General features: G+C 40.4%; 27 protein-coding genes. All 27 read right to left on the minus strand.

Annotation, left to right across the window (positions count from 1 at the left end; translation table 11 throughout):
- Positions 1-16: 16 nt before the first annotated feature.
- Complete coding sequence (locus ACSSWA_RS09025; protein ID WP_437356238.1) at positions 17-841, minus strand: PSP1 domain-containing protein; 825 nt, start codon at positions 839-841, stop codon at positions 17-19.
- Positions 838-1968, minus strand: coding sequence for an ATP-binding protein (locus tag ACSSWA_RS09030; protein ID WP_437356239.1), 1131 nt, complete (start codon positions 1966-1968; stop codon positions 838-840). The genes ACSSWA_RS09025 and ACSSWA_RS09030 overlap by 4 nt, the downstream gene beginning before the upstream one ends.
- Complete coding sequence (locus ACSSWA_RS09035) at positions 1949-2179, minus strand: DUF2795 domain-containing protein (protein ID WP_014857199.1); 231 nt, start codon at positions 2177-2179, stop codon at positions 1949-1951. Before ACSSWA_RS09035 ends, ACSSWA_RS09030 begins: the two co-directional genes overlap by 20 nt.
- A 13-nt stretch (positions 2180-2192) precedes the next feature.
- On the minus strand, positions 2193-3107 hold the full coding sequence (locus tag ACSSWA_RS09040) for a peptidoglycan DD-metalloendopeptidase family protein (RefSeq protein WP_437356240.1): 915 nt from the start codon (positions 3105-3107) through the stop codon (positions 2193-2195).
- Between the two features lie 59 nt (positions 3108-3166).
- On the minus strand, positions 3167-4177 hold the full coding sequence (gene hprK / locus ACSSWA_RS09045; protein WP_437356241.1) for an HPr(Ser) kinase/phosphatase: 1011 nt from the start codon (positions 4175-4177) through the stop codon (positions 3167-3169).
- Complete coding sequence (hpf, locus tag ACSSWA_RS09050; RefSeq protein WP_437356242.1) at positions 4177-4479, minus strand: ribosome hibernation-promoting factor, HPF/YfiA family; 303 nt, start codon at positions 4477-4479, stop codon at positions 4177-4179. The genes hprK and hpf overlap by 1 nt, the downstream gene beginning before the upstream one ends.
- Positions 4476-5384, minus strand: coding sequence for a tyrosine-type recombinase/integrase (locus ACSSWA_RS09055; RefSeq protein WP_437356243.1), 909 nt, complete (start codon positions 5382-5384; stop codon positions 4476-4478). The genes hpf and ACSSWA_RS09055 overlap by 4 nt, the downstream gene beginning before the upstream one ends.
- An 8-nt stretch (positions 5385-5392) precedes the next feature.
- Positions 5393-7603, minus strand: a complete 2211-nt coding sequence (topA, locus tag ACSSWA_RS09060) for a type I DNA topoisomerase (RefSeq protein ID WP_437356244.1) — start codon at positions 7601-7603, stop codon at positions 5393-5395.
- 11 nt (positions 7604-7614) lie between these two features.
- Positions 7615-8094 (minus strand): DUF494 family protein, encoded by a 480-nt coding sequence (locus ACSSWA_RS09065; protein WP_437356245.1) that lies wholly within the window; start codon positions 8092-8094, stop codon positions 7615-7617.
- The gene (gene ybeY / locus ACSSWA_RS09070) at positions 8087-8524 is read right to left on the minus strand and encodes an rRNA maturation RNase YbeY (protein WP_437356246.1); all 438 of its coding nucleotides are present in this window, start codon (positions 8522-8524) and stop codon (positions 8087-8089) included. The genes ACSSWA_RS09065 and ybeY overlap by 8 nt, the downstream gene beginning before the upstream one ends.
- Before the next feature lie 7 nt (positions 8525-8531).
- Positions 8532-9065: a gamma carbonic anhydrase family protein gene (locus tag ACSSWA_RS09075; protein WP_437356247.1), complete on the minus strand. Its 534-nt coding sequence runs from the start codon at positions 9063-9065 to the stop codon at positions 8532-8534.
- Positions 9055-10650: a S41 family peptidase gene (locus tag ACSSWA_RS09080; protein ID WP_437356248.1), complete on the minus strand. Its 1596-nt coding sequence runs from the start codon at positions 10648-10650 to the stop codon at positions 9055-9057. The genes ACSSWA_RS09075 and ACSSWA_RS09080 overlap by 11 nt, the downstream gene beginning before the upstream one ends.
- Positions 10651-10652: 2 nt before the next feature.
- A complete protein-coding gene (gene lysS / locus ACSSWA_RS09085) occupies positions 10653-12122 on the minus strand; it encodes a lysine--tRNA ligase (RefSeq protein WP_437356264.1) in 1470 nt (489 codons plus the stop codon).
- Between the two features lie 51 nt (positions 12123-12173).
- Positions 12174-13643 (minus strand): D-alanyl-D-alanine carboxypeptidase/D-alanyl-D-alanine endopeptidase, encoded by a 1470-nt coding sequence (gene dacB, locus ACSSWA_RS09090; protein ID WP_437356249.1) that lies wholly within the window; start codon positions 13641-13643, stop codon positions 12174-12176.
- Positions 13633-14346 carry a pseudouridine synthase gene (locus ACSSWA_RS09095; protein ID WP_437356250.1) on the minus strand — a complete coding sequence of 238 codons (714 nt, stop codon included), beginning with the start codon at positions 14344-14346 and terminating at the stop codon, positions 13633-13635. Before ACSSWA_RS09095 ends, dacB begins: the two co-directional genes overlap by 11 nt.
- Positions 14327-14983: an SMC-Scp complex subunit ScpB gene (gene scpB / locus ACSSWA_RS09100; protein ID WP_437356251.1), complete on the minus strand. Its 657-nt coding sequence runs from the start codon at positions 14981-14983 to the stop codon at positions 14327-14329. The genes ACSSWA_RS09095 and scpB overlap by 20 nt, the downstream gene beginning before the upstream one ends.
- Entirely contained in the window at positions 14976-15695 is a 720-nt protein-coding gene (locus tag ACSSWA_RS09105; RefSeq protein ID WP_437356252.1) for a segregation and condensation protein A, read from the minus strand. The genes scpB and ACSSWA_RS09105 overlap by 8 nt, the downstream gene beginning before the upstream one ends.
- Positions 15695-16675 carry a tryptophan--tRNA ligase gene (gene trpS, locus ACSSWA_RS09110; protein ID WP_437356253.1) on the minus strand — a complete coding sequence of 327 codons (981 nt, stop codon included), beginning with the start codon at positions 16673-16675 and terminating at the stop codon, positions 15695-15697. The genes ACSSWA_RS09105 and trpS overlap by 1 nt, the downstream gene beginning before the upstream one ends.
- 65 nt (positions 16676-16740) lie before the next feature.
- Positions 16741-17220 (minus strand): HNH endonuclease, encoded by a 480-nt coding sequence (locus tag ACSSWA_RS09115; RefSeq protein ID WP_437356254.1) that lies wholly within the window; start codon positions 17218-17220, stop codon positions 16741-16743.
- A 142-nt stretch (positions 17221-17362) separates the two neighbouring features.
- Positions 17363-18451 carry a tRNA 2-thiouridine(34) synthase MnmA gene (gene mnmA, locus ACSSWA_RS09120; RefSeq protein ID WP_437356265.1) on the minus strand — a complete coding sequence of 363 codons (1089 nt, stop codon included), beginning with the start codon at positions 18449-18451 and terminating at the stop codon, positions 17363-17365.
- 62 nt (positions 18452-18513) lie between these two features.
- Positions 18514-18891, minus strand: coding sequence for a holo-ACP synthase (gene acpS, locus ACSSWA_RS09125; RefSeq protein ID WP_437356255.1), 378 nt, complete (start codon positions 18889-18891; stop codon positions 18514-18516).
- Between the two features lie 12 nt (positions 18892-18903).
- Positions 18904-19812, minus strand: a complete 909-nt coding sequence (locus tag ACSSWA_RS09130; protein ID WP_437356256.1) for an MlaD family protein — start codon at positions 19810-19812, stop codon at positions 18904-18906.
- A complete protein-coding gene (locus ACSSWA_RS09135; protein WP_437356257.1) occupies positions 19790-20161 on the minus strand; it encodes a hypothetical protein in 372 nt (123 codons plus the stop codon). Before ACSSWA_RS09135 ends, ACSSWA_RS09130 begins: the two co-directional genes overlap by 23 nt.
- Entirely contained in the window at positions 20158-21444 is a 1287-nt protein-coding gene (locus ACSSWA_RS09140; RefSeq protein ID WP_437356258.1) for a hemolysin family protein, read from the minus strand. The genes ACSSWA_RS09135 and ACSSWA_RS09140 overlap by 4 nt, the downstream gene beginning before the upstream one ends.
- Positions 21445-21479: 35 nt before the next feature.
- Positions 21480-21896, minus strand: a complete 417-nt coding sequence (locus ACSSWA_RS09145; protein ID WP_437356259.1) for a single-stranded DNA-binding protein — start codon at positions 21894-21896, stop codon at positions 21480-21482.
- 77 nt (positions 21897-21973) lie between these two features.
- Positions 21974-22414: an SPOR domain-containing protein gene (locus ACSSWA_RS09150; RefSeq protein WP_437356260.1), complete on the minus strand. Its 441-nt coding sequence runs from the start codon at positions 22412-22414 to the stop codon at positions 21974-21976.
- A gap of 42 nt (positions 22415-22456) precedes the next feature.
- The coding region (locus ACSSWA_RS09155) for an OmpP1/FadL family transporter (RefSeq protein ID WP_437356261.1) at positions 22457-23659 on the minus strand (1203 nt) is incomplete at its 5' end.

Consider the following 23659-nt stretch of genomic DNA (forward strand, 5'->3'; position numbering starts at 1 on the left):
ATTTATCTCCGGTTAATTATTCGACTTCGTAAGAGAGGCAACATTTGAGCTTGCCGCAAGGACCGCTCAACTTTCCAAGACTCGACATTAAGTTTTGTTCGGTGGCAAGTTGTGTTGTAATTTTTCTAAAATTATTCAAAAATGAGGAGCAACAGAATTCCCTGCCGCAGGTTCCGATTCCCCCGATTTCCCTGGCTTCGTCCCTTACTCCAATTTGGCGCAATTCGATGCGGGTTTTAAATTCTGCCGCCAGAGTTTTTGCCAGTTCTCTGAAATCGACTCTTCCGTCGGCAGTATAGAAAAAATAGAGCTTCTTTCGATCGAATTGATAATGAATTTTGACCAGTTTCATTTCGAGCTTGTGCTGTGCAACGGCTTTCTTAAAAAATCCGATTGCCCTTTCTTCATCCTTCAGATTTCGATTCAGTCTTTGTGTGTCTTCCGAATTCATTTTGCGCACTATTACGGGCAATTCTTCGTCATAAAGTCCCATCGAACTTCTTTTTATACGAACGATTTCACCGATCGATTTAACCTGCGCAATTTCGAGTTCGTCGTTTTGTTTAACAATTACAAAATCGTACGGAAACACTTCCAATCCGTTTTCAAGAACGCAAAACTCGCAGTTGAGCAAACCGTCGCACTCTATTTCCACTATATTGCGTTTATCTAACGGAGCTCTGGAATAAAATTCCGACTTGCAGTTAAAACAACCGTGATAAGAACAGGCGTGAAATTTATCGATAACAATTGAATGGTAAGACGGCGTCTTGCCGTTGGACGGCGTAAATTTTTCCGCAGAAGTTAGTTCCGTATCTTCAGAACGATTTATATAAATCAATTTAAATTCCTCATCGACAATGAAGCCAATTCAAATATAAGGCTAAGAGTTATTACATTCAAGTTCAAATTTCCGGATAAGCCTTTTTCGTATTCGGTCAGATTTTCGAATACTTTCTCAACCTGCGCATCGGGGAACTTTTCATTAAATTTAATCAATGTATCCCTGAATTCCTCGAAATAATAATCGTAGTATGAATAACGGTTCCGGATCAAATCGTTCAGCCATACTTTAATCAAACCAATTACTAACGTTAGTTCTTCGCCTTTTTTAGAGCCTGCTAATTTATTTATATACTCGGATGCCGTATGAAATTTGCGCGCAATAGAATAGCGCAAAATCGATATAACTGTTTCCAGCAGGAATTCGATATCGTATTCAATCAACTTGAGCGCTTTTTGTACAGATCCGCCTGAAAAATGAGCCGCTCTTCGAGCGCTATCGTCTTCTATGCCGAATTTACTTTTTAATATTTCGACGACGCTTTCTTCGCTCAAAGGTTGAAATTTTATTTGCCAGCATCGGGACTGAATTGTAGGCAACAATTGGTCGATATTGCTCGTTATCAGAATAAACACAAGTCCTTCGGGCGGCTCTTCGAGGCTTTTCAGAAGAGCGTTTTGAGCTTGCTCATTCATCAAATGAGCGTCGAGAATAAATACAAACCTGTACGGAATTTCGTGATAATCCACGCTTATAAATTTTTTAATGTCGCGGACGCTGTTTATTTTAATCGTATTGGCGCCGTCTATATTTAATTTATAGTATGGATTCGCGATAAGTTTTTCGATTTCCGCCTGCAGGTTTTCAATTTGATTTTGGGTAAGCTTGGCGGTGGGAGAATCGTCGGGCGTTTCCCCCTTCCCTCTCGGAAGCGGAGTGATTAATTTTATATAAGGCTCTCTCAGTTTTTGTATTTTTTCGATGTGATGAATATCCGAAGAATACTCTTTGTAGATTGCTTCCGCAAAATTGAGAGCCGTGTTGAATTTACCGACGCCCTCGGAGCCATAAAAAATCAAGGCGTGTGGTACATGCCTTGACTTAATAAATCTGTTTAATATTTCTACGGCTCTGGTTTGTTCGCAGACATTCTCCCACATTTTATCAGGATTTGTATTCTTCATCGTCGTTGTAAAAGAAGTCTTCATCTGTCGGATAATCAGGCCATATATCTTCAATCGATTCGTATGGCTCCTCGGTATCTTCGAGTTCCTGCAGATTCTCGATTACTTCCAAGGGAGCGCCAATACGTTCGGCATAGTCAATCAGTTCTTCTTTCGTAGCGGGCCACGGAGCATCGTCGAGATACGATGCCAATTCGATGGTCCATATCATATAACTATCTCCTCTATTTTTTTACAAATTCGAATAAATCGACATCTTCATAAATAAAATTCAACGGGTTCAATGGGATATCGTTGTGTCTAACTTCATAATGCAAATGCGGGCCAGTCGACAATCCGGAATTGCCCGACAGAGCGATCAGGTCGCCTCTTTTTACTTTTTGTCCCCTTTTTACTTTTGTCTTCATTAAATGCGCATAAATTGTTTTGTAACCGAAACCGTGATCGATTTCAAGCGTGAGCCCGTAACTGCCCCTTCTGCCTGCAAAAGTAACGATTCCGTCTCCCGGGGCATAAACTTTAGTGCCTACATCGGTAATTATATCGACGCCGTTATGCATTCTTCTAACCTTTAGAATCGGATGCAGTCTTAAACCAAAATCGTCGGCAATTGTTCCCTCGCACGGTCTGATAGCCGGCATCGAGGCAAACAATACTTCATTCTGTTTTAATTTCCTTACGATTTCGTCGTAATTCTTACGTTCGGAGACCACATTGTTTTCTACTTTATCAACCAGCTTGTCGATATTTTTTACGAAATTGGAAATCGATACGGGATTATTGGTTGTTAAAGGCGTAAATGCCGCGCCTCCCGTTCCGTATTGACTGCTGTCGACTTCGAGATTAGCTGTAAGTCTTAGGGAATAACTTAGATCTTTTAGCTCTTTAACCCTTTTATCGAGTTCGACATATTTTTCCGTCATCGCTTCAAGTCTCGAACGCAATAAGGCATTGTCTTTTTTCAACTTTCTTATCTCGGAATCGGGGTTTATATACTCATTGACAACCAGGTAAGTTCCAAAAATAAAGAAAGATATTACGACCGATACGAAGGTCACCAAAAAAAGGAATTTTTTGTAGAAGTTTTCGACTTCTACAAACTTAAGTTTAGATTTTGAAAAGTAGTAAAATTTTTTCATAACATTATATTTGTGTGGCGAAAATAATAAAACCTGACTCGGGTGTCAAGTAGAAAAGACTATTCGAAATCATGCTCGAAATAGTCGACCGTTCGGTCGTAATCTTCGCCTTTTTTACGAATTTGATCCTCTATTCTTTTTTGTAATACTTTTGCGGCGTCGTAGCCGTAATGCTTCAACAAATAATTAATGGCAATAATTTCGGATATTACGGTAATATTTTTTCCCGGAATTATGGGCAATTTAATATACGGTATTTCAACTTCGAGAATTTTAATAAACGAGTCTTCGAGTCCGGTACGCGTATAATCGACTTTATCGTTCCAAATTTCGAGTTCGACAACGACCTCAAGACGTTTTTGGTAGCGAATAGCGCGCACTCCGAACATACTCCTGATATCGACAATTCCGATACCTCTTAATTCCATAAAATGTTTAACCAGATCGGTTCCCGAAGCCATCAGAATTCCTTCGCCTTTTTTCGTCAGAATTACCACGTCGTCTGCAACCAATCTGTGTCCCCTTTCGACAAGATCGAGCGCAACTTCGCTTTTACCGATGCCCGATTTGCCGGTAAATAAAATACCGACTCCATAGACGTCCACCAGCGAACCGTGCACTGTAATTCGCGGGGCAAATTGATCGTCCAGAAAATCTCCGAGCAGATAAATTAACTTAGTGGTAGTATAGTCCGAACCGAAAATCGGAATGTTGAATTTATTCGCAAGGTCGATCATTTCCGGCGAAGGAAGATTGCTGTTTGTAATTATAATACACGGGATTTCGAATTTGAAAATTCTATTTAAAGAATTTATTCTTTCTTCTTTGGACAGGCTGTGGAGATAACTCATTTCCGTATTGCCGAATACCTGGATTCGACTGTATGCAAACAGGTCGAGGAATCCTGCAAGCGGCAATCCCGGACGATGAAGATTTTGATCCTTGATTTTTCTGTCGAAACCGACCCGGTCGTTGAGCAATCTCAACTTGAATTTTTCTTTAGTCTTATTGAAAAAGAAATCGACTGTAATAAATTCTTTTCTTGAGATATTTCTATCCTCAAGCTTCATTATTTTTTCCTTGCAATCCTTTGTGTTTTTACTTTTTTGAGCTGTCTTATTAATTTTTCGACGGCAGCCGAAACCGATTTTTCGAAGTCGTCGCTCGAATGCGAAACGGATAATGTTTTTCCCGGAATTTGAGCTATTATTTCGGCTGTTTTAATGCTATCCTCAAGTTTTGTGTAGCTCAATATGACGTCGACGTCGAGAATGTCGTCGTAAAATTTTTCCGCAGACTTGATTTCCTCTTTGATGAAATTCTTCAAGGAATCTTTTGCTCTGAATTTACGGGATGTAATTTTGATATTCATAACGACTCCTTTTTTGATTTTGGGTGAGCTTGTTTGTAAATTTTTTTAATTCTCTCGATGCTGACGTGCGTGTAAATTTGAGTAGTGGAAAGATTCTCGTGCCCGAGGAATTCTTTAACAGCCAGAAGGTCGGCTTCGTTGTCGAGCATATGAGTCGCCGAACTGTGCCGCAGTATATGCGGACTCTTGCGTTTTAATTCGTAACCGTTCAATAGCTTTTTGATAAGCCGATAAACATAAAACCTGTCTGCAGGCTTGCCTTTTATTTTAATCAAAAAGTCGTCGCGACCTTTCGATTCGATACCGTCAACGTAATCTTTCAATATTTGATGCGTCTTTGATCCTATCGGGACATATCTTGTTTTTGACCCTTTTCCGAAGACTTTAATAACTTTGTTATAAAGGTCTATGTCTTTCAATTTAAGCGAAGTCAGTTCCGAAACGCGGAGAGCGCACCCGTATAAAAGTTCTACTATAACTTTATTCGTGAGCTTAATAAATTCTTCTTCATCCGTTGAATCGATTTTTGCAAGAATCTCCTCGTAATAAGAAGCGCTTATCGTTTCGGGCAGTTTTCTTTTGACTTTAGGGTTCTGAATTTTTTTAATAGGATTTGAATCGATTATACTATGCTTCAAAGCAAACTGAAAGAGATTTCTTAATGAAGATAGTTTACGGGCGACCGAAGTTTTGCTAAGTCCCGATTCGTTCAGATTAACGAGGTAATTACGCAGATGCCGTTCGGTAATTTTATCGATTGATGAAATGCCGTTATCCTCACAAAATTCCGCAAACTGATTTAAATCCCTCGAATAAGCGTCGATGGTATTTTGAGAAACCCGATTGACACCCGACATCTCGGACAGTAATCTGCCTATAATATTTTTTATATTTCCGTTGGGCATAAATTTAATCAGTCGTTATCGACTTCTTCCGCTTTCGGAAGTTTCCATGTGGCGTATTCACAATCCGGATATCTGCTGCAACTGTAAAAGATTCTTCCGCGTTTAGTCCTTTTGGGAGTCAATTCTCCTTCTCCGCATTCCGGGCATTTGATTCCGGTTGTAATTTGTTCGGTGTAATCGCATTCGGGATAATTTTCGCATCCGATAAATCTGCCGAATCTGCTTTCACGGTAAAGAGTTTTACCTCCGCATTTCGGACATTTATTGCCGGTATATTCGGGTTCGTTGTTTGTATTGCTTATCTCTTTTAGAGATTTGATATTTTTGCATTCGGGATAATTCGTGCACGCAAGAAATTTACCGTATCTGCCTATTTTAAGTTCCATGTCGGCGCCGCATTTGTCGCATTTAATTTTTTCGAGCGTCGATTCTACTTTTGCCAGAGTTTCCGAAAAAGGCTGATAGAAATCATTAAGCACCCGGACGTAATCATTTTCGCCTTCTGCAATCGAATCGAGTTCGTCTTCCATTTTTGCCGTAAAACCGACATCAAAGATATTCGGAAAATTCTTCACCAAAATTTCATTAACTTTTTTGCCCAGTTCGGTCGGAACTAATTTACGATCGACGCTTTCGACGTATTTTCTGTCGAGTATAGTGCCTACAATAAGAGCGTATGTGCTCGGACGTCCGATTCCTTTGCTTTCCAATTCTTTTATCAAACTGCTTTCGGTATACCGCGCTGGTGGTTTGGTAAAATGCTGATTCGGTTTTATTTCTTTCAGATCCAGAATTTGATTTTTCCGGAGACCGGCAGGAATTTTTCCGTTTTTCAAATCCTCGGCGTCGGCGTTTTCTTCGTTGCCGTTCGAATCGTCGTATACTTTAAGAAATCCGTCGAACAACAGAGCAGACCCGGTGGCTTTAAAAACAAACTTATCCCCGGTAACAGAAACCGTAGTATTTTCGAGTAATGCCGGTTCCATCTGCGATGCAATGAAACGGTTCCAAATCAACTCGTAGAGCTTGAACTGAGACGAGTCAAGGTAAGGTTTTACGTATTCGGGCGTATATTTAAGCGAGGTAGGACGAATCGCCTCGTGGGCGTCCTGAACATTTTTCTTTTTCGACTGGTAAATTCTCGGAACCTCCGGCAGGTATTTGTCGCCATATTCATTTTTAATAAACTGGCGGGCGTCCTGTAATATTTCTTCGCTCAGACGCGTTGAATCCGTTCTCATATAAGTTATCAAACCGGTCAAGCCTTCATCTCCGATCGAAACGCCTTCGTAAAGCTGCTGAGCGAGCATCATTGTACGTCGAGGTCTGAAACGAAGTCGCTTCGAGGCTTCAACCTGTAACGTACTTGTTATAAACGGAGGCGCCGGATTCCTTTTTGTCTGACGTTTATTAATTTCGGAAATTTCAAATTCTTTAACGTTCTTAATTTCCGACAAAATCTTATTTGCTATCTCTTCGGAGTTAATTGCAAAATTTTCTTTGAGAAATTCTTCCCAGTCTTTATCCGTCATTTCAGGTTTGGGTTGAATTTTCAGCTGCTTGCCTTCGATTTCAAAAAGCTTAGCCGAAAATTCTTCGCCGGTATCGGTTTTGAAAACCGCAACGATCGACCAGTACTCGGTTGGAATAAATTTTTCAATTTCCTCTTCCCTTTCGCAAATCAAACGAAGAGCAACCGATTGGACTCTGCCGGCTGAAAGCGAACTGCCGTATTGATCGATAACGGCTTTCCAGAGAAACGGACTTACCTGATAACCGATAATCCGATCCATAACGCGGCGGGCTCTTTGCGAACTGACAAGTTTATCGTCGATACTGAGAGGATTTTCGAGCGCTTTGTTTACGGCATTTTTTGTTATTTCATTAAACAAAACTCGTCGCACTTTGGCTCTGTCCTTTTCGTTAAGAATGTCGAGCACATCCTGTGCAATTGCTTCGCCTTCGCGGTCGGGGTCTGTTGCAATATAGATATTTTTCGACTTCGACGCCAGATTCTTGATCCTTTTAATAATATCGCTCTTGCCGCGTATTGTAACCATCTTTGTTTTGAACTGGTCGTCTATGTCGATGCCCAATTTGCTTTTGGGCAAATTTTTAATATGTCCAACCGTAGCTTCGACAATATATTTTCTGCCTACATATTTGTTTATCGTCTTGGCTTTTGACGGAGATTCAACGAGAATTAGATCTTTGCTCATAATTTTTCACCTTAATTGACGGAATCGGAAGTGTAAAGTAGAATTCTGCTGCCGGGCGGAACGTCGGATTCGAAATCGACCAGCGATAAAAGCACTATCCAGTTCAATTCGTTTCGACTTACCTTATTCTCCGGAAACATCGATATCTGTTCGAGTATATCCTCGAGTGTAGTAGGATTTATCAATCCCACATTGAATAAATGCATCAGGTAATTATAATTTTCAACTCCCAGCGCGTCCTTTTCTTCTTCTGTCAGGAACCTGAAGCTTTTTCTGGATTTATGAATGCCGGCTTTTTCTTCCAGCAACTGAAAACTGTTTTGTAGAATAATTTTGTCGTAAATCAGACTAAAAGCTATACTGAGAGTCTGTTTGTCATACTTTTTCTTTTCGGAAAAATATTTATTCAGTTCTTCGAGCGATTTTCCTTTACCCAGACCGTCCAGAATTTTCGAAATTATTTCTATTACTTTGGGTTTCATGTTATCCATTTAACAAATTTCCTAAAAGTTTTGCCTTTTTAACATAAAAATCTTCTTTAAGTTTCATTTCTCTGCGCAGTTTCTCAGTCGTATCGTCGTATCCGATCAAATGTAAAATACCGTGTATTACCAGCCTTTTCAATTCATCATCGAAAGTAACTCCGTATTTTTTAGCATTTTCTTCGGCAACATAATAACAAATAAATATTTCTCCGTCAATAATTGAACTATTTTCAGAATAATTTAAAGAAATAACGTCGGTGGCATAGTTATGGTTCAAATATTTTTTATTTAATTCGACGATTGACTTTATATCGACAATATTTATTTCAAGATTGATTATTTTTAGTTTGTTTTCGTCTTTCAGCAATTTAACAATTTTATGGATTACTTTTTTCGAAATTTTAAAAGACGAATAAACATGCACATTTCTGATCAAATTTCACCTAACCTTGATTTTTTAGAGATTCGGCGGAGATTCGGGCATATTCCCTGTAGTTGAGAGCCGACTGGCGAATCATCCCGATTTCTTCATCCGTCAGGTCTCTGATAATTTTGGCGGGCACGCCCACAACAAGTTTACCCGACGGGACAACAAAACCTTGTTTTACGAGGGAACCGGCTGCCACCATCGAATCGGGCTCGAGAGTAGCTCCGTCGAGCAATATTGCGCCCATACCTACGAATGTATTTTTTTTGAGAATCGCCCCGTGCAAAACCGCCGCGTGTCCCACTGTTACATTATCCTCTATTATCAGCGGGAATTTATTGTTCGTTACGTGAAGCACGGAGCCGTCCTGTATATTTGTATTTTTTCCTATTTTAACGTAATTGACGTCGCCTCGTATCACAACGTTATACCAGACGGAAGAGCCTTCCAGAATTTCGACTTCGCCGATAATTTTAGCTCCTGATGCAATAAAAACGTCCGGCGCAATAGAAGGATATTTATCTTTGTAAGGAAATAGTTTAGTTTCCATAAAATCCCGGTAAATTAGCCGCTTCGTCAAAATACTTCAAAGCGTTTTGAAATTGTCTGTCGATACTCAAAAGTACGGAATACCATCCTTTTTCTTTATAAAGGTCGCGCGCGACAAACGCTTTTAATATCGTGATAACGAATTTCCTGTCGCGCTGAAAATCGGCAGACGAGAATTTTATATTATTGTTTTTAGCAAAGCGCAGAAAATCGTTAACTTCGTCCGAATTGAAGTCGAAGTTTTTTATAAATTTATTCATATCCGCGGAGTAAATATTTCTGATTTTTTCTCCGTTTTTATCGAGATATTTTCTCACAAAACGATAATAAATATTATTTTTTCTTAATTCAACCAGAAAGTCGGAACTATTTTCCGCGTCGATGATAATATCGGGAGTAATGCCTCCGCCGCCGAAAACTTTGCGTCCGTGTTTTGTGTGATAAATAACAGCCGAGCTGTCTTCATAATTGTGATTGATGTTGACCGTATCGGTTTCTTCTCGATCGTGAATCTGGCGGTAATATTCGTCTTTGTTTTTATAGTTTCTTTGTATTTCCCTACCGGAAGGAGTATAGTATTTGGAGACGGTAATCCGCAAAGCCGAATTATCGGGCAAAACGAATTGTCTCTGAACCAATCCTTTGCCGAAAGTAGTTTCTCCCACGATTAAACCTCTATCCCAATCCTGAACGGCTCCGGCTACAATTTCGCTGGCAGATGCAGAGCCGCGATTGACAAGTATTATAAGCGGTAATTTTTCGAACGGATAGTCTCTGCGGGCGCGGAATTCTTCGTCGAATTCTGAATATCTGCCTTTGGTATAAACAATCATCTTCGTGCTGTCGATAAATAAGTCGGCAATATTGAAAGCCTGCGTTAACAATCCGCCCGGATTGTTTCTCAAATCGAGTACAAGCTTTTCCATTCCTTCTTTGCGCAGACGGTTGAGAGCTTCAATAACTTCCCGCGCAGACGTTTCAGAAAAGCGGGTTAAATTCAAATATCCTATCTTACCGTCGTATAACAAAGAAACGTCGACAGAGTTCAGATTTATCCTGTCTCTTACAATAGTAAAATCGATATTGGAATTAATCGACGGTCTGAATACGGTTACCTTTACGGACGTTCCTTTTTTACCTCTCAATAATTTAATTACATCGTCGTTCGTAAGCCCCGTTGCGTCCTTCCCTTCGACTTTTATAATCCTGTCGCCGGATTGAATACCGACCGATTCGCTCGGTCCGCCGGTAATCGGAGAAACAACCACAATCGTATCTTTAAGAATTTGAAATTCGATACCGATGCCTTCGAAATTGCCTCTCATCTCTTCTTCTTCGAAAGAAAATTCCTCGGGAGTAATGTAAACCGAATGGGGATCGAGGTCTTTGAGCATTCCTTCGATAGCATTATCAACCAATTTTTTTCCGTCGAGCGAATCGACATAGAAAAAATTCGTATACTTATATGCCTTCTCGAATTTATCAAGTTGATTGTCTTTCAACGGGAACAGCAAGCCGTCGAGTTTGACGCCCAGGAAAAAGCCGAGAAGTATCGAAATAATTACAGCGGGGATTACTTTCTTCATACTTATTTTTCCGGTTTCATTTGCGGGAATAAAATAACGTCGCGTATCGACGGTTGATTTGTTAACAGCATGACAAGCCGGTCGATTCCCACTCCCAATCCTGCCGTAGGGGGCATACCGTATTCGAGAGCGCGTACAAAGTCTTCATCGATCTGATGAGCTTCCTCGTCGCCTTCCTCGCGCATTTTAGCTTGTTCTTCGAATCGCATTCTCTGGTCAATCGGATCGTTTAATTCGCTGAAAGCGTTGCAAATTTCTCTGCCGAGCACGAAACCTTCGAACCGCTCAACCAATCCTTCTTTCGACCTGTGTTTCTTTGCAAGCGGCGAAAGTTCGAGCGGATAGTCGATTACAAAAGTGGGCTGAATCAACGAAGGCTGAATGGTAACTTCGAATAACTCGTCAATCAGTTTTCCTTTCGATTCGCCGCCCTTCGGCTCGACGCCTCTTTCCTTAAGCGCTTTAACAAGGTCATCATAACCGGCTTTAAGTACGTCGATGCCTGTGACTTTAAGCAGTTCGTCAACCATTGAAACCCGCTTCCATGGCGGATTGAAATTAATTTCCTTTCCTTCGATTACAAACTGATTTTTACCGAATACATTATTGCATAATTCAACGACCATCTTTTCGACAAAATCCATCATCCACTCGTAATCTTTGTAAGCCACATAGAGCTCGAGCATTGTAAATTCGGGATTGTGAGTTTTGTCCATACCTTCGTTTCGGAAATCTTTCGATATTTCATAGACTCCGTCGAAACCGCCGACAATAAGGCGCTTCAAATAGAGTTCGTCTGCTATTCTCAAATATAGATCGATATCGAGAGCGTTGTGATGAGTTATAAAAGGACGAGCCGCGGCGCCTCCGTATAAGGGCTGCAGTATCGGAGTTTCAACTTCAATCAATCCGTTTTCGTCGAGGTATTTTCTGATTTGAGTTATAATTTGAGCTCTCTTAATAAATACGTCTTTAACTTCCGGATTAACTATCAGGTCGACGTATCTTTGTCTGTATCTTAATTCTTTATCGGCAAATTGATCGTAAACAATTTTATTGCCGTTTTCGTCGACCGCTTCCTTGGCAATCGGAATCGGTCTTAACGATTTGGCAAGCAGTTGATACGATTTTGCATGAACTGAAATTTCTCCGGTTTTTGTTTTGAATACGAAGCCTTCGACTCCGATTATATCGCCGATATCGAGCAGTTTAAAAACGTCGTACATTTCGCCAAGTTCGTCTTTCTTAAGATAAATCTGAATTCTGCCTTTGAAATCCTGAATATGAGCGAAGGTGGCTTTTCCCATGCGTCTCAAAGCCATTATGCGTCCCGCAACTTTTACGTCCTTGCCTTCGTACTTTTCATAATTTTGCTTTATTTCGCTCGAGTAGCTGTCGACATCATAACTGTATGCATAAGGAAGTATACCCCTTTTAATCAATTCGTCGAGTTCTTCCCTTCTTCTTTTCATCAATGAATTATATTCGGCTTCGAAATTATAATTTTCCACTTTTCCTCCGTATTAATTTCTAACAAAATTTACTAATTTGTTGCAGGCATTGTCGATTATATAGTTTACAAGGTTTGACGACGACAAGTAATTGTTTATAATAACTGAAAACGCCAGTATTTCGCCGGAGACCGTTTTAACGTAACCGGCAAGAGCGGAAACCGCCGGACTATAACCGGGCTTTGCTCTCAGATTATTTCTGGCGTGTGTTTTTTTCATCCTGTTTGCAAGCGTTCCGTCGAAACCTGCTATCGGCAAAGAATTATAAAAATAATCCGACATTTCCGACTTATAAAGATAAGTCAATAAATTAACAGTCTGACGCGGCGTTACAAGGTTATATCTCGACAAACCGGAACCGTCCGCAAGATTCAAATTGTCGACGTTGACGCCTATCTCATTAAAAAGTTTTCTGCATGCTTCCAAACCGTTTTCAGCCGAACCGTATCCGTAAACTTCGAGTCCTATTGTTTTTAGAAGCTGTTCGGAATAAAAATTATTGCTGTTTTTGTTTGTCTCGTTAATTATTCGGTACAATGGCACAGAACGATGAACCAGCAAAGGAGTCATATCGTCTTTGATAATGAATTTATCCGTATCGTCGTAATCGAGAATTTTCCCTTCGGTCAGAATGCCGTTTGCATTTAAAGTTTCATTAAATACGTGCATAAAGTATTCCGCAGGCTCGGCAATGGCAATATTTTTTACAACCGGTTCGGATTTATAGTTAATCGTACCCGAAATATATATTATGTTGGAACCTCTTTCGCGCGTAACTTCAATTTGAGTATCGTCTTCCGTAGTAATCGCTTTATTTATAATTGTCGCATAACTTGTATTGGGAGAGATTGTATATTTTGCCGGGAATTTTAATTCAGCAGGACTGATTCTAATCTCAATTGAATTATCGTTAAAACTGAGAGCGCCCGACGGCGCAGCGAACCAATAACTTTCGTTATCCCAAGCCCATCCTTTTCCCAAAGGTATATCGTCGAATGCATGATCGTCATAATAGAGATTTCCTTCGATTTTCCTTACGCCTTTATTCTTCAGTTCTTGAACCCACTCTTCGAAAATAATTGTTGAGCTTCCGCTGTAAAATCTATTGGAGATCGAAGGGTCGCCCGACCCCGACACAATCAAGTCCCCTTTCAAGACTCCGTCAGAAATTTCTCCGTCTGTGTAAATAGTGGTTTCGTATGTATATTCGGGACCTAAAATAAAGAGCGCCGCCGCGGTAGTAAAGAGTTTGACAAGAGAAGCGGGTACGAACAATTTATCGGGATTTTTTTTGTAAACGGTTTCGCCGGTTTTCAACGATCTTATAAAAACCCCGGCGAAAGCATTGTTCAATGCAGGATCGTTAAACGAATCGTCGAGCTGCTCCCTCAACTCGTTGATCGAATACTGCTCTTTCAAAGTGTCGTTCTGAGCGGATAGAACGCACGACAGAAATAATATCAGGATAAGTTTATTTATCATAGAGCCTGTAGACTTTTTCTATTTCTTCGGGAGTAATTTCTCTGTAATAACCGTAAGGAAGTTTTTCGACAGTAAAAATGCCGAATTTTACCCTTTCGAGCGATTTAACAAAATATCCGAGCTGTCCGAACATACGCTTCACAAAATGATTCCTGCCTTCGACCGTCGTAACCTCAACCGTTTTTTTGTTTTTGACATTAATGATTTTTACTTCTTCGAATTTACTTTTCCTGCCGTCGAGATAAATTCCCTTCAACAATTTATCCGAGTGTTCCTGAATTAAAGGTTTATCGAGCGTAGCGTGATATACTCTCGGAATTTTTTTGCTGGGATGCGTCATAAAATTCGAAAAGTTTCCGTCGTTTGTAAGAATAAGCACGCCCGTGGTATTATAATCGAGTCGACCTACGGGAAATATTTTATGTTTTGTTTTAATCAGGTCTGTGACTTTTTTCCTGTTCTTTTCGTCGCTGGTTGTAGTAATGTATCCTTTCGGTTTATTCAAAAGGTAATAAACTTTTTTTTCGGGTTTAAGTTTTTCTCCGTCCAGATATACAAGATCGTTTGCCGGGTCTACATAAAAGCTGAAGTCCGTAATTATTTCGCCGTTAACCGAGACCCTGCCCGTTTTGATATACTCTTCCGATTTCCTTCTTGAAGAGATTCCGCATTCAGAAAGAAATTTATTCAATCGTATCTTCATCGTCCGCACCTTCGTCGTTAGTTTCTTTTTCGAGTTCTTCTTCGACTTCATTCATCATAATTCTGCGTTTTTGCTCCTGGAAATCCTCGTCTTTCATAATTTCTTCGATCTCGCGTGGTTTTGGCAAATCGGAAATATTATTAAGTCCGAAGTATTTTAAGAATTCGTCCGTAGTGCCGTAGAGAAGAGGTCTTCCGACAGTTTCGGCTCTGCCTTTAATTGTAATAAGATTTTTTTCGAGCAGAGTGTTCAAAGTATAATCGGAATTGACGCCTCGTATGGCTTCGAGCTCCGGTTTTGTAATCGGTTGTTTGTACGCAATAATAGCCAGAGTTTCGAGCGCAGCTTGACTGAGGCGCCGCTTGCTCTTTTCGGTCGACAGGAAACCGACATATTTTGCATGGTCGGGTTTCGTCGCATAAATGTATCCGTTAGCTATTCTGAGTATCTTAAATGCGTGTCCGTTCATGTCGTATTTTTCATTCAAAGCATTAACGGCTTCGTCGATTTCTTGAACGGAAATGTCGATATCCGCGCCGTCAATTTCTTTAATCGCATTGACAATTTCGTTTGCAGGCAGCGGTTCGTCGGAAGCAAAGATCAACGCTTCGACAACGGAATAATAGATATTATCCATCAGAGAGTCCGTATATTATAAAGTCGTTAAAATTCGGAGATTCTTCGATGCCGATTTTACCGGATTTAACCATCTCCAATACTGCTATAAACGTAACAACAATTTTAATTTTATTAGCCATCTCTTTCATCAATTCCTTGAATTCGATTCTCTTTTTCGATTTAATTTTTTCTCCGATATAGTCCATCTGTTCTTCTATAGTAACGTTCCATTTTTTAATTTGATGAACCGGCTCTTCTTTTTTCGATTCGATAACTTTTTTGAAAGCTTTTATAAGATCGTAAAGAGAAATATTTTTCAAAAGAATATCGAGGTTAGCCGGTTTTTCCTTTTCGTCGTATTCAAAATTACTTCTGAAATTATAATTACGCATATTCGATTCCATAAAGCTGAACTCTTCGGTCATCTCTTTGTACCGTTTATACTCGAGCAAAGCTTTAACGAGGTCGGCTCTCGGATCGATTTCCTCTCCTTTTTCGTCGACTTCTTTCGGGAGGAGCATTTTGACTTTAATCTGCATTAACGTGGCAGCCATCAGAATAAAATCTCCGGCAATCTCGAGGTCGAGTTGCTGGAGCATTTTAAGATAATCCATAAAGTCTTTGGTAATTTTCGATATCGGAATATCGTAAATGTTGAGCTCGTCCCGTTTAATAAAAAAGAGGAGAAGGTCGAGCGGGCCTTCGAATTGTGTAAGTTTTATTTTATACATTATCCGAATTTCATACTTGTATGAACTTCGTCCATTGTCTGCCGCGCAACAACTTTAGCTTTTTCCTCTCCGTCGTGCAATATATTTTTTACCAGTTCGATATTCTGCTCGTAATGCTTTCTTTTTTCGATAATCGGCTCGAGGAATTCATTGATTTTAGCCGCGCATCTCGATTTACACTCGACGCATCCTAGAGCGCCGCTGCGGCAATCCGCATCGATGCTTTCAATTTCGTCCGGATTGAATTTTTTGTGATAAGTAAATACAAGACACACTTCGGGTCGTCCCGGATCGTTTTTCCTGACTTTTTGAGTATCGGTAACCGCTTTTTTTAATTTTGCCTTAACTTCATCCGGCTCGTCGGAGAGCAGTATTGTATTGCCCATCGATTTCGACATTTTAGCATTGCCGTCCAAACCGGGCAAACGCGCAAAACTTGTAAGAAGCGGTTCAGGCTCGGGAAAGACTTCGCCGTACTGATTGTTGAAACGTCTTGCAATTTCACGCGTAATTTCGATATGTGGAACCTGATCTTCTCCGACAGGAACAGCCTCTCCTTTGTACAATAAAATATCCGCCGCCTGCAATACGGGATAACCCAAATGTCCGTAAATCACGTTTTCAATATTCAAGTCCCGAACCTGCTCTTTTAAAGTGGGATTCCTTTCCAATCGCGCTTTTGTAATAAGCATCGAAAATATCAGAAACAATTCCGCATGTTCTTTTATTTGAGACTGGCGAAAAAACGGGCTCTTCTTCGGGTCCAGTCCTGCCGCAAGCCAATCTATAACCATTTCAATTGTATTATCGTAAATATGTTCGGTAGATAAGTCGGTTGTCAATACGTGATAGTCGGCAATCAAGTGATAACTGTCGTACTGATTTTGGAGATTAATCCAGTTTTCGAGCGCGCCCACATAATGCCCGAGATGGAGTTTGCCAGTAGGACGCATACCGCTTAGAATTCTTTTTTTAGCCATAATTCCGATAGAATAAATTATTGAATACAGATTACAAAAATATAGAAAAAAAAGGAAATTTACTTTCAATCGAAGAGGAAAGGTTTCCAGGCGGTATCAATTCTTCCGGCTGTCGATTTGATAAACAATATATGATTTGGAGTAAAAGGTTTGATTCTAAGTTTCATACCGGCTTCGTCGGGAGTTCTGTCGCCTTTTTTGTTATTGCACGGCAGACAAGCCGCCACAAGATTTTCCCACGTATCGGAGCCGCCTCTCGATTTGGGAACAACGTGATCGACAGTTAAGGGCAGATCTCCCCTGCCGCAATATGCGCAGCGGTGTCCGTCCCGTTTCAAAATATTTTTCCGCGTCAAAATTATTTTCTTGTACGGAATTCTAATGTAATCTTTCAGTTTAATGACGCTTGGCCAGGGATAAGATTTGCTCACAGTTCTGATTTGCCTGCCGTTGTTGTTGGCTACGAGTTCCGCTTTGCCGAGAAGCAACAATACAATTGCCTTTTTGACGTTACAAATGGAAAGGGGTTCATAACTTTGATTCAATAAAAGAACCCTTGCGTTGAGCGCCCCGTTTGAACCGAACTTACGTTCGAAGATTGCCTCCTTAGCCCTAAATTAACTAATTGATAATATTTTGGCGTATAATATGCAAAAATTCGTTTAATAATAAAAGATATTTTTCGGGTCACTTTTCTATGATCCCGCCGGCAAGCAGATAACCTTCATGGTCATAAAGCACAAGCGACTGTCCCGGCGTTACGGCGTTTTTCGGTTCTGTAAACTCAATTTCTATCGAGTCGGGAGTCGATTTTAGAACAACGGCTTCTTTGGCAGAATCCGAATATCGGATTTTGCCAAATACTTTTTCGCCTTCTTTTAAAATGGATTTGCTCACATAATTAACGTCCGAAGCCTTTACTTTTCTTTCGAGCAGTTCTTCTTTGTCGCCAATTTCGATAGTGTTCGTATTGCTGTCGATATTTTTAACATACACGGGTTTACCGAAAGAAATTCCGAGACCGCGTCTTTGACCTATTGTATAAAAAGGAAAGCCTTTGTGTTTGCCTACCACTTCCCCATGATAGACCAAATTTCCTTCCTGAATATTATCGATAACGTTCGGTATGCGTTCGCGCAGAAATCGTTCGTAATTATTGTCGGCTACAAAACAAATTTCCTGACTGTCGGGCTTTCCTGCGGTTTTCAATCCGAATTCCGCCGCAATGGCTCTTACTTCTTCTTTGGTATATTTGCCGAGCGGGAATAAAGTTCGCGACAGGCTTTCCTGAGTCAATCCCCAGAGCGCATAGGTTTGGTCTTTCTTCATGTCTTTGGAATATTTAAGCGTATACCTGTCGTTAATTTTTTCCACTACGGCATAATGCCCAGTTGCAACATAACGCGCGTCGAGCGAATCGGCTTTCTTCAATAATTCTTCCCACTTAATCTTACGATTACAAACTACGCACGGATTCGGCGTTCTACCGGAGAGATATTCTTTGACAAAATCATCTATTACTGTTTCTTCAAAAGCTTTTGTAAAATCGACGGTATAATGAGGGATGCCGATTAAATCGGCTACATTTTTTGCGTCGAAAATTGCATCGAGCGAGCAGCATCCGGATTCGTGCTTCGGAGCTCCTCCCACTTCCATAAATCCCCAGGTTTTCATAGTTATGCCGATTACATCGTAGCCTTCTTTCTTCAAAATTGCAGCCGCCACTGAAGAATCGACTCCGCCGCTCATGGCAACGATAACGCGATTTTCGTTCATCATTTCCCTTTCTTGTAAAAATCTACAATTCAAACGATAAATATAGGAAATAAGTTCTAATTTCAGGCGTTTGCGGCGAGGATTGCCACGCAGGTAACGTAATGGTCGGAATGACTCATCGAAATTAAAAGTTTTTTGTCGTCTCCGAGATATTCTTTGATTTTGACACTTCTCAAATTTACAATCGGCATGCCGTTCGACAGATTGCCGATTTCAATGTCCTTCCATCCGGGACTAACATTAACCGACGAGAGAGCTTTTGTTATAGCTTCTTTGGCGGCAAAGCGCGCCGCCAGATGCTGATATTTATTCTTTTTTGAAAGGCAATATTCCAGCTCGGAGATAGTAAAAATTTTCTCCAAAAACCGATCGCCGTAATTGTCCACGCTTTGCTTTATTCTTTCGATTTCTATTATGTCTATTCCGAGTCCGAGAACCATTTAATTCCTCAATCAGAAAATATTTGCGTCAACTTTAATACCTTCTTTCTGAATCTGCTCTTCCAGTATTCCGATAAGTTTATTCAATCCGGTCATCGTATCTTTCAGTTCATTCATAAATTTATCGTCGTACAATAATTTTCCCAGATTATTTTCGCTTCGCCGGGTTTCGTCCAAAAGAGAATTCAGTTCGTTTAATAGTCTTTTCGATTCATTCAGTGTCAAATTCGCGTTATTAATAAAAACCTTTACCGAATCTCTGTTTTCTGAAAGCATCGTATTGACGTTATCGGTAATGTCAACCGTATTGGAAATTAATTTTGCAAAATTAGAATCGTTACGAGTTACGAAATCATTGAGGTTAACCGCAGCATAATTCAGATTGTTTACAAGATCGGTCAGTTTGTTCGTAAAATTGTCGTTGAGTACCGTGTTATTTAATTTTGCAAGAGTAACTTTAATTTCCTTAATCAGATGAATTAAATCCGACTGCAAATTTCCGAGCAGAGCCATAGTTGTCGAAATGTCGCCGAGGAACAAACCTTCGTGAATTTGATCCGGATCCAGAGGTTTGTCCGAATTGCCCGGATAGATTTCGACTTTTTTACCGCCCATCAAATCGAGCATCATTATTTGAAAAGCGGCGTCCTGCTTCAACGATGTTTCTTTGTCGATTTTCAAAATGACAATTACGTAATTCTTTTCGGTTCTAATATCGTCGACGTAACCTTCGCGAACCCCGTTTACTGTGACCGGGTCGCCAATTTCGAGTCCTGCTACATTATCGAATTTTATTTTCAGTTCGGTTTTGTCGGAATTGAACGTAATATTTTTAGCCCACCCCAGAATCCACAAAAAAACGATCAGAGCAAGGAATACTGTTATCCCGACTTTTATTTCAGTTTTTCTTTGGTCTTTCATCTTCTTCAATCATTTTTTTCAGAACATTGAATTCAAGAGAATCAATTAGACTGTCCTCTATAAACATTTTTGTGCGTTCGGCAATTTTTTCAAAGTTTTTCATCGATTCTTCGAAATCTTCTTTTTTCAGATTTTCGATTTTCTCCGAAAAAAACACTCTCAAAGAATCGTCATAATTGTTGTGTTGCAATTTATCGAAATCTTTTGTCAAATCGTTAACCCCGATTTCGAAAATTTTTTCTTTAGCATAGTCTTTAATAACCGAACCGTATTGTCTGTAAATGAAAATCAAACTGCCTATTGCCACCGTAATTATAATAACCAGGGTAAGAAAACATCCCTTTCTCATTTGTTCTCCGGCAGTTTTTCAACCAGAACTTTATTGATTCTTTTGTTATGAATTTCTTTAACCGTAAATTTAATCCCTTTATCGACAAAAGAGAATCCTTCTTCGGGAATCGATCCGGCGTGATTAAGAATATAACCTGCGAGAGTGTCGTAATCGTCGTCTTCGTTCGAAAACTCGATTTCCAACAATTCACTCAGTTCATCTATCGGCAGTCTGCCGCTGAGCAGATATGAATTCTCCGAAAGTTTGACGATCGGATTTTCTTCCTTGTCGAATTCGTCCCGAATATCGCCCACAATTTCTTCGAGAATATCTTCAAGAGAAATCAAACCCGCGGTGCCGCCGTATTCGTCGACTACAATTCCGAGGTGAAGTTTTTTTTCCTGAAAATCGTGGAGCAACTCGTTAATATATTTTGTTTGAGGCACAAAGAAAACTTCACGCGCTATTTTACGGAGCGAAAGGGACTTTCTCATTTCCGGATTTTTCAGATACGGCAGCAGGTCTTTGGCATAAATAATACCGATAATATTATCGAGCGAGTTTTCGTATAAAGGAATCCGGCTATATCCCGATTCGTTAATAACTTTCATTAGTTCATCGAAAGTAATATCTACGGGAACTGCAACAATGTCGACGCGCGGAGTCATAATTTCCCTGGCGGTTACGCTTCGGAACGAGACAATCCCTTCGATTAGTTCGTGTTCGTCTTCCTCGATAGTACCTTTTTCCACTCCAAGATTCGTCAATTCCGTAATTTCGGAACTTAGAAGAGGATTCTTGAATTTTTCGGTCTTTATTTTTGAAGTTGCCGCGCGCAACAAGTCGCTCAGTATTTTGGCAATCGGGAAGAAAAGCACGCTGATCCAATAAAGAGGCAAAGCAACAACTTTGGCAAAACCGACGCTGTTCTTGTTGGCAATCAATTTCGGAATAATTTCACCGAACAAAAGAATGATAATCGTCAGTATTAGAATCTGAATTGTGACTGCCAGCTCTTCCGATACTCCGTAAACTTTAGCAAGGTCAAGCGCTAAGAGTACCGAAATGATAGAAGCCGCAGTATTGACAACGGTATTGCCAAGTAAAATTGTGACCAATATACGACGCGGATTATCCAACAGGAGTTGAAGATAACTCCCTATAACTTTGCTATCTTTCCGGAATTCTTTAATTTTTTTCTTATCAATCGAAAAGAGCGCAACTTCCGCTCCGGAAAAGAATCCGGATAGAATAATAAAAATTACAAGAAGAACTATGCGCAGAAATGAATCGCTTTCCAAGTTATCGTCAAATCCCGACTTTATTCAACATACAATTAAAATGGTAAATCCTCGTCTTGACCGGCTTCCATATTGGGAGTATCATCCGGCATGTCTCCGCCTCCGGTTTCCGGCGGCGCTTCCCTGCCGTCCAAAGGTATAAGCTGTTCGGCAACTACTTCAGTGAAATATCTCTTGATGCCGTTTTTGTCTTCGTAATCCCTTTTAGAAAGCCTTCCCTCGATATAAAACTTCTTCCCTTTTTTTAAGGCGTCTTTATAGAAATCGGATAAATTGTACGCCACAACATTATGCCATGTAGTTTCGTTGACCCAATTGCCGTCCCGTCCCTTGTAACTTCTCGTGGTAGCCAAAGAAAATGTAGTTACAGATACATTGTTCGTAGTAAAACGCGTTTCAGCATCGCCGCCCAAATTTCCAATCAGCATAATCTTGTTTAAAGAAAAAGCCACTTGCCCACCTTTCTTTTTGTTAAAAATTGTAGTATAAATTTATGATTATTAACTGAAAATTGCCAAACAGAAAGAAATTAATCGTCAACCGTAAAAATGAAGGCGTTTTTGAATTCGGGGATTTTTCTGAGTTCGTCCCTTACCATTTCAGCTTTTTCGATAGAATCGAACGGAAAAAGCTGCACCGTATACATTTTAACTTCTTCCTTATAAATAATATTCAGTTCGTACTCTGTTTTATTAGAATTAATTTCAACGAATTTTTCGGCGTTGTTTCTGTTGGAAAAAGCAGCGAGCTGAACAATAAAATGGACCGTTTTCTTTTTAACTTCGTCTGCCGGGAGCTCTTCAACTTGTTTCCGATTCTCCAAAGTATCCGTCGCGGCGTCCGCATCGATCGATTCTACGTCGTCAAAAACATATACATCTTCAGCCGGCTGACTTTTTCCGGTTTCCTTCAAAGAAGAACAACCGGTTACAAAGAGAAAACTTGCCAGAAGGATTAATATGATTTTCATGTTTAAAAAAAGCGCTCCGAATTAAACCGGAGCGCCGGATAATTATAATGAATAAGCAAAATTAATACCGAATAAATGCGCGTTGCTTGAGTACGTTCCGTTGAAATTAAATTTCGAATTGGTAACTTCTCTTTCCATGAAAATTAAATAAAGATACGAAACGTCAACCGAGAATTTTTCCGATAACTTGAATCCGTACCCGATATTCAGTCCGATACGGTCGGCGTCAGGTAAAGTAGGTTCCACATATTCGTCCTTAACGGGACTATTGTCGTAGAACAATCCGCCTCTCAATTTTGAGCCGTTTTCCATACAATACTCGAATCCGCCGCGAACAATAAACGAATTCTCGTATTTTCTGTCGGCAGACTGTACGTTTTGAACGCCGTTAGCCGGATTGAGATCGAGGTCGTAATTCTCGAAAGTAACCTCGAGTTTATCGTAACTCGACCAGCCCACATATTGAAAATCCGCCGTCAGCATTAAATTGTCGTTGGCTGCGTAAGCCGCTCCGACGGTAATATTCTGTGGAGTAGTTAAAGGAGCTTTAATATTTCCGTTGGGAAGCGGCAAAGTTAAACCCAATAACGGGTGAACAAAACCCGCCGGAGTACTGGTAGCCGTACCCTCGAAATCAAAACTAACCTCGCTGCGATAACTGAGTCCGAGAGAGAAATCCTCCGTCGGTTTGTAGAGCAATCCGGCTGTAAAACCGAAAGCCGTACCGTCGCCGTTCATATCAATCTCGAAGTCGCCTCCGACGGGAATAGGCGCTTTGCGAATTATAGTAACGTCTGCCCATGCAAAAGTGCCGCCTACGCTGACCGACAGTTGATCCGATAACTGATAAGCAATTACCGGAGTGAAAAAGAACGCCCTAAGTTCAGTTTCGACTGCCAGGTATTTACCGACCCAATTCGGGTCCCACTTTGTCCCCAATCCGTAAGGATTATTCACACCAAGTCCCATATGCAATTTATCGGTTAATTGCTGAGTAACATAAAAGTTGATAGGAGTGAAAAGCTGATTCTCCATATCGACTTCTGCAGCAGGTTGAGTCGGGGTTTTGTATGTAGCGAGCGGAACTATTAATGTCGTGCCTAAATAGAAATTAGTTCCACTGAGCTGTGTAATGCCCGCGGGATTAAAATAAATAGCGGACGGATCGTTTGCCAATCCCGTGAATGCGCCGCCCATAGCCATTGCTCTGGCGCCATGCTCGTTTAATTGGAATCCGCTTCCGTT

It is taken from the genome of Melioribacter sp. Ez-97 (assembly GCF_051488665.1).
GTDB lineage: Bacteria > Bacteroidota > Ignavibacteria > Ignavibacteriales > Melioribacteraceae > Melioribacter.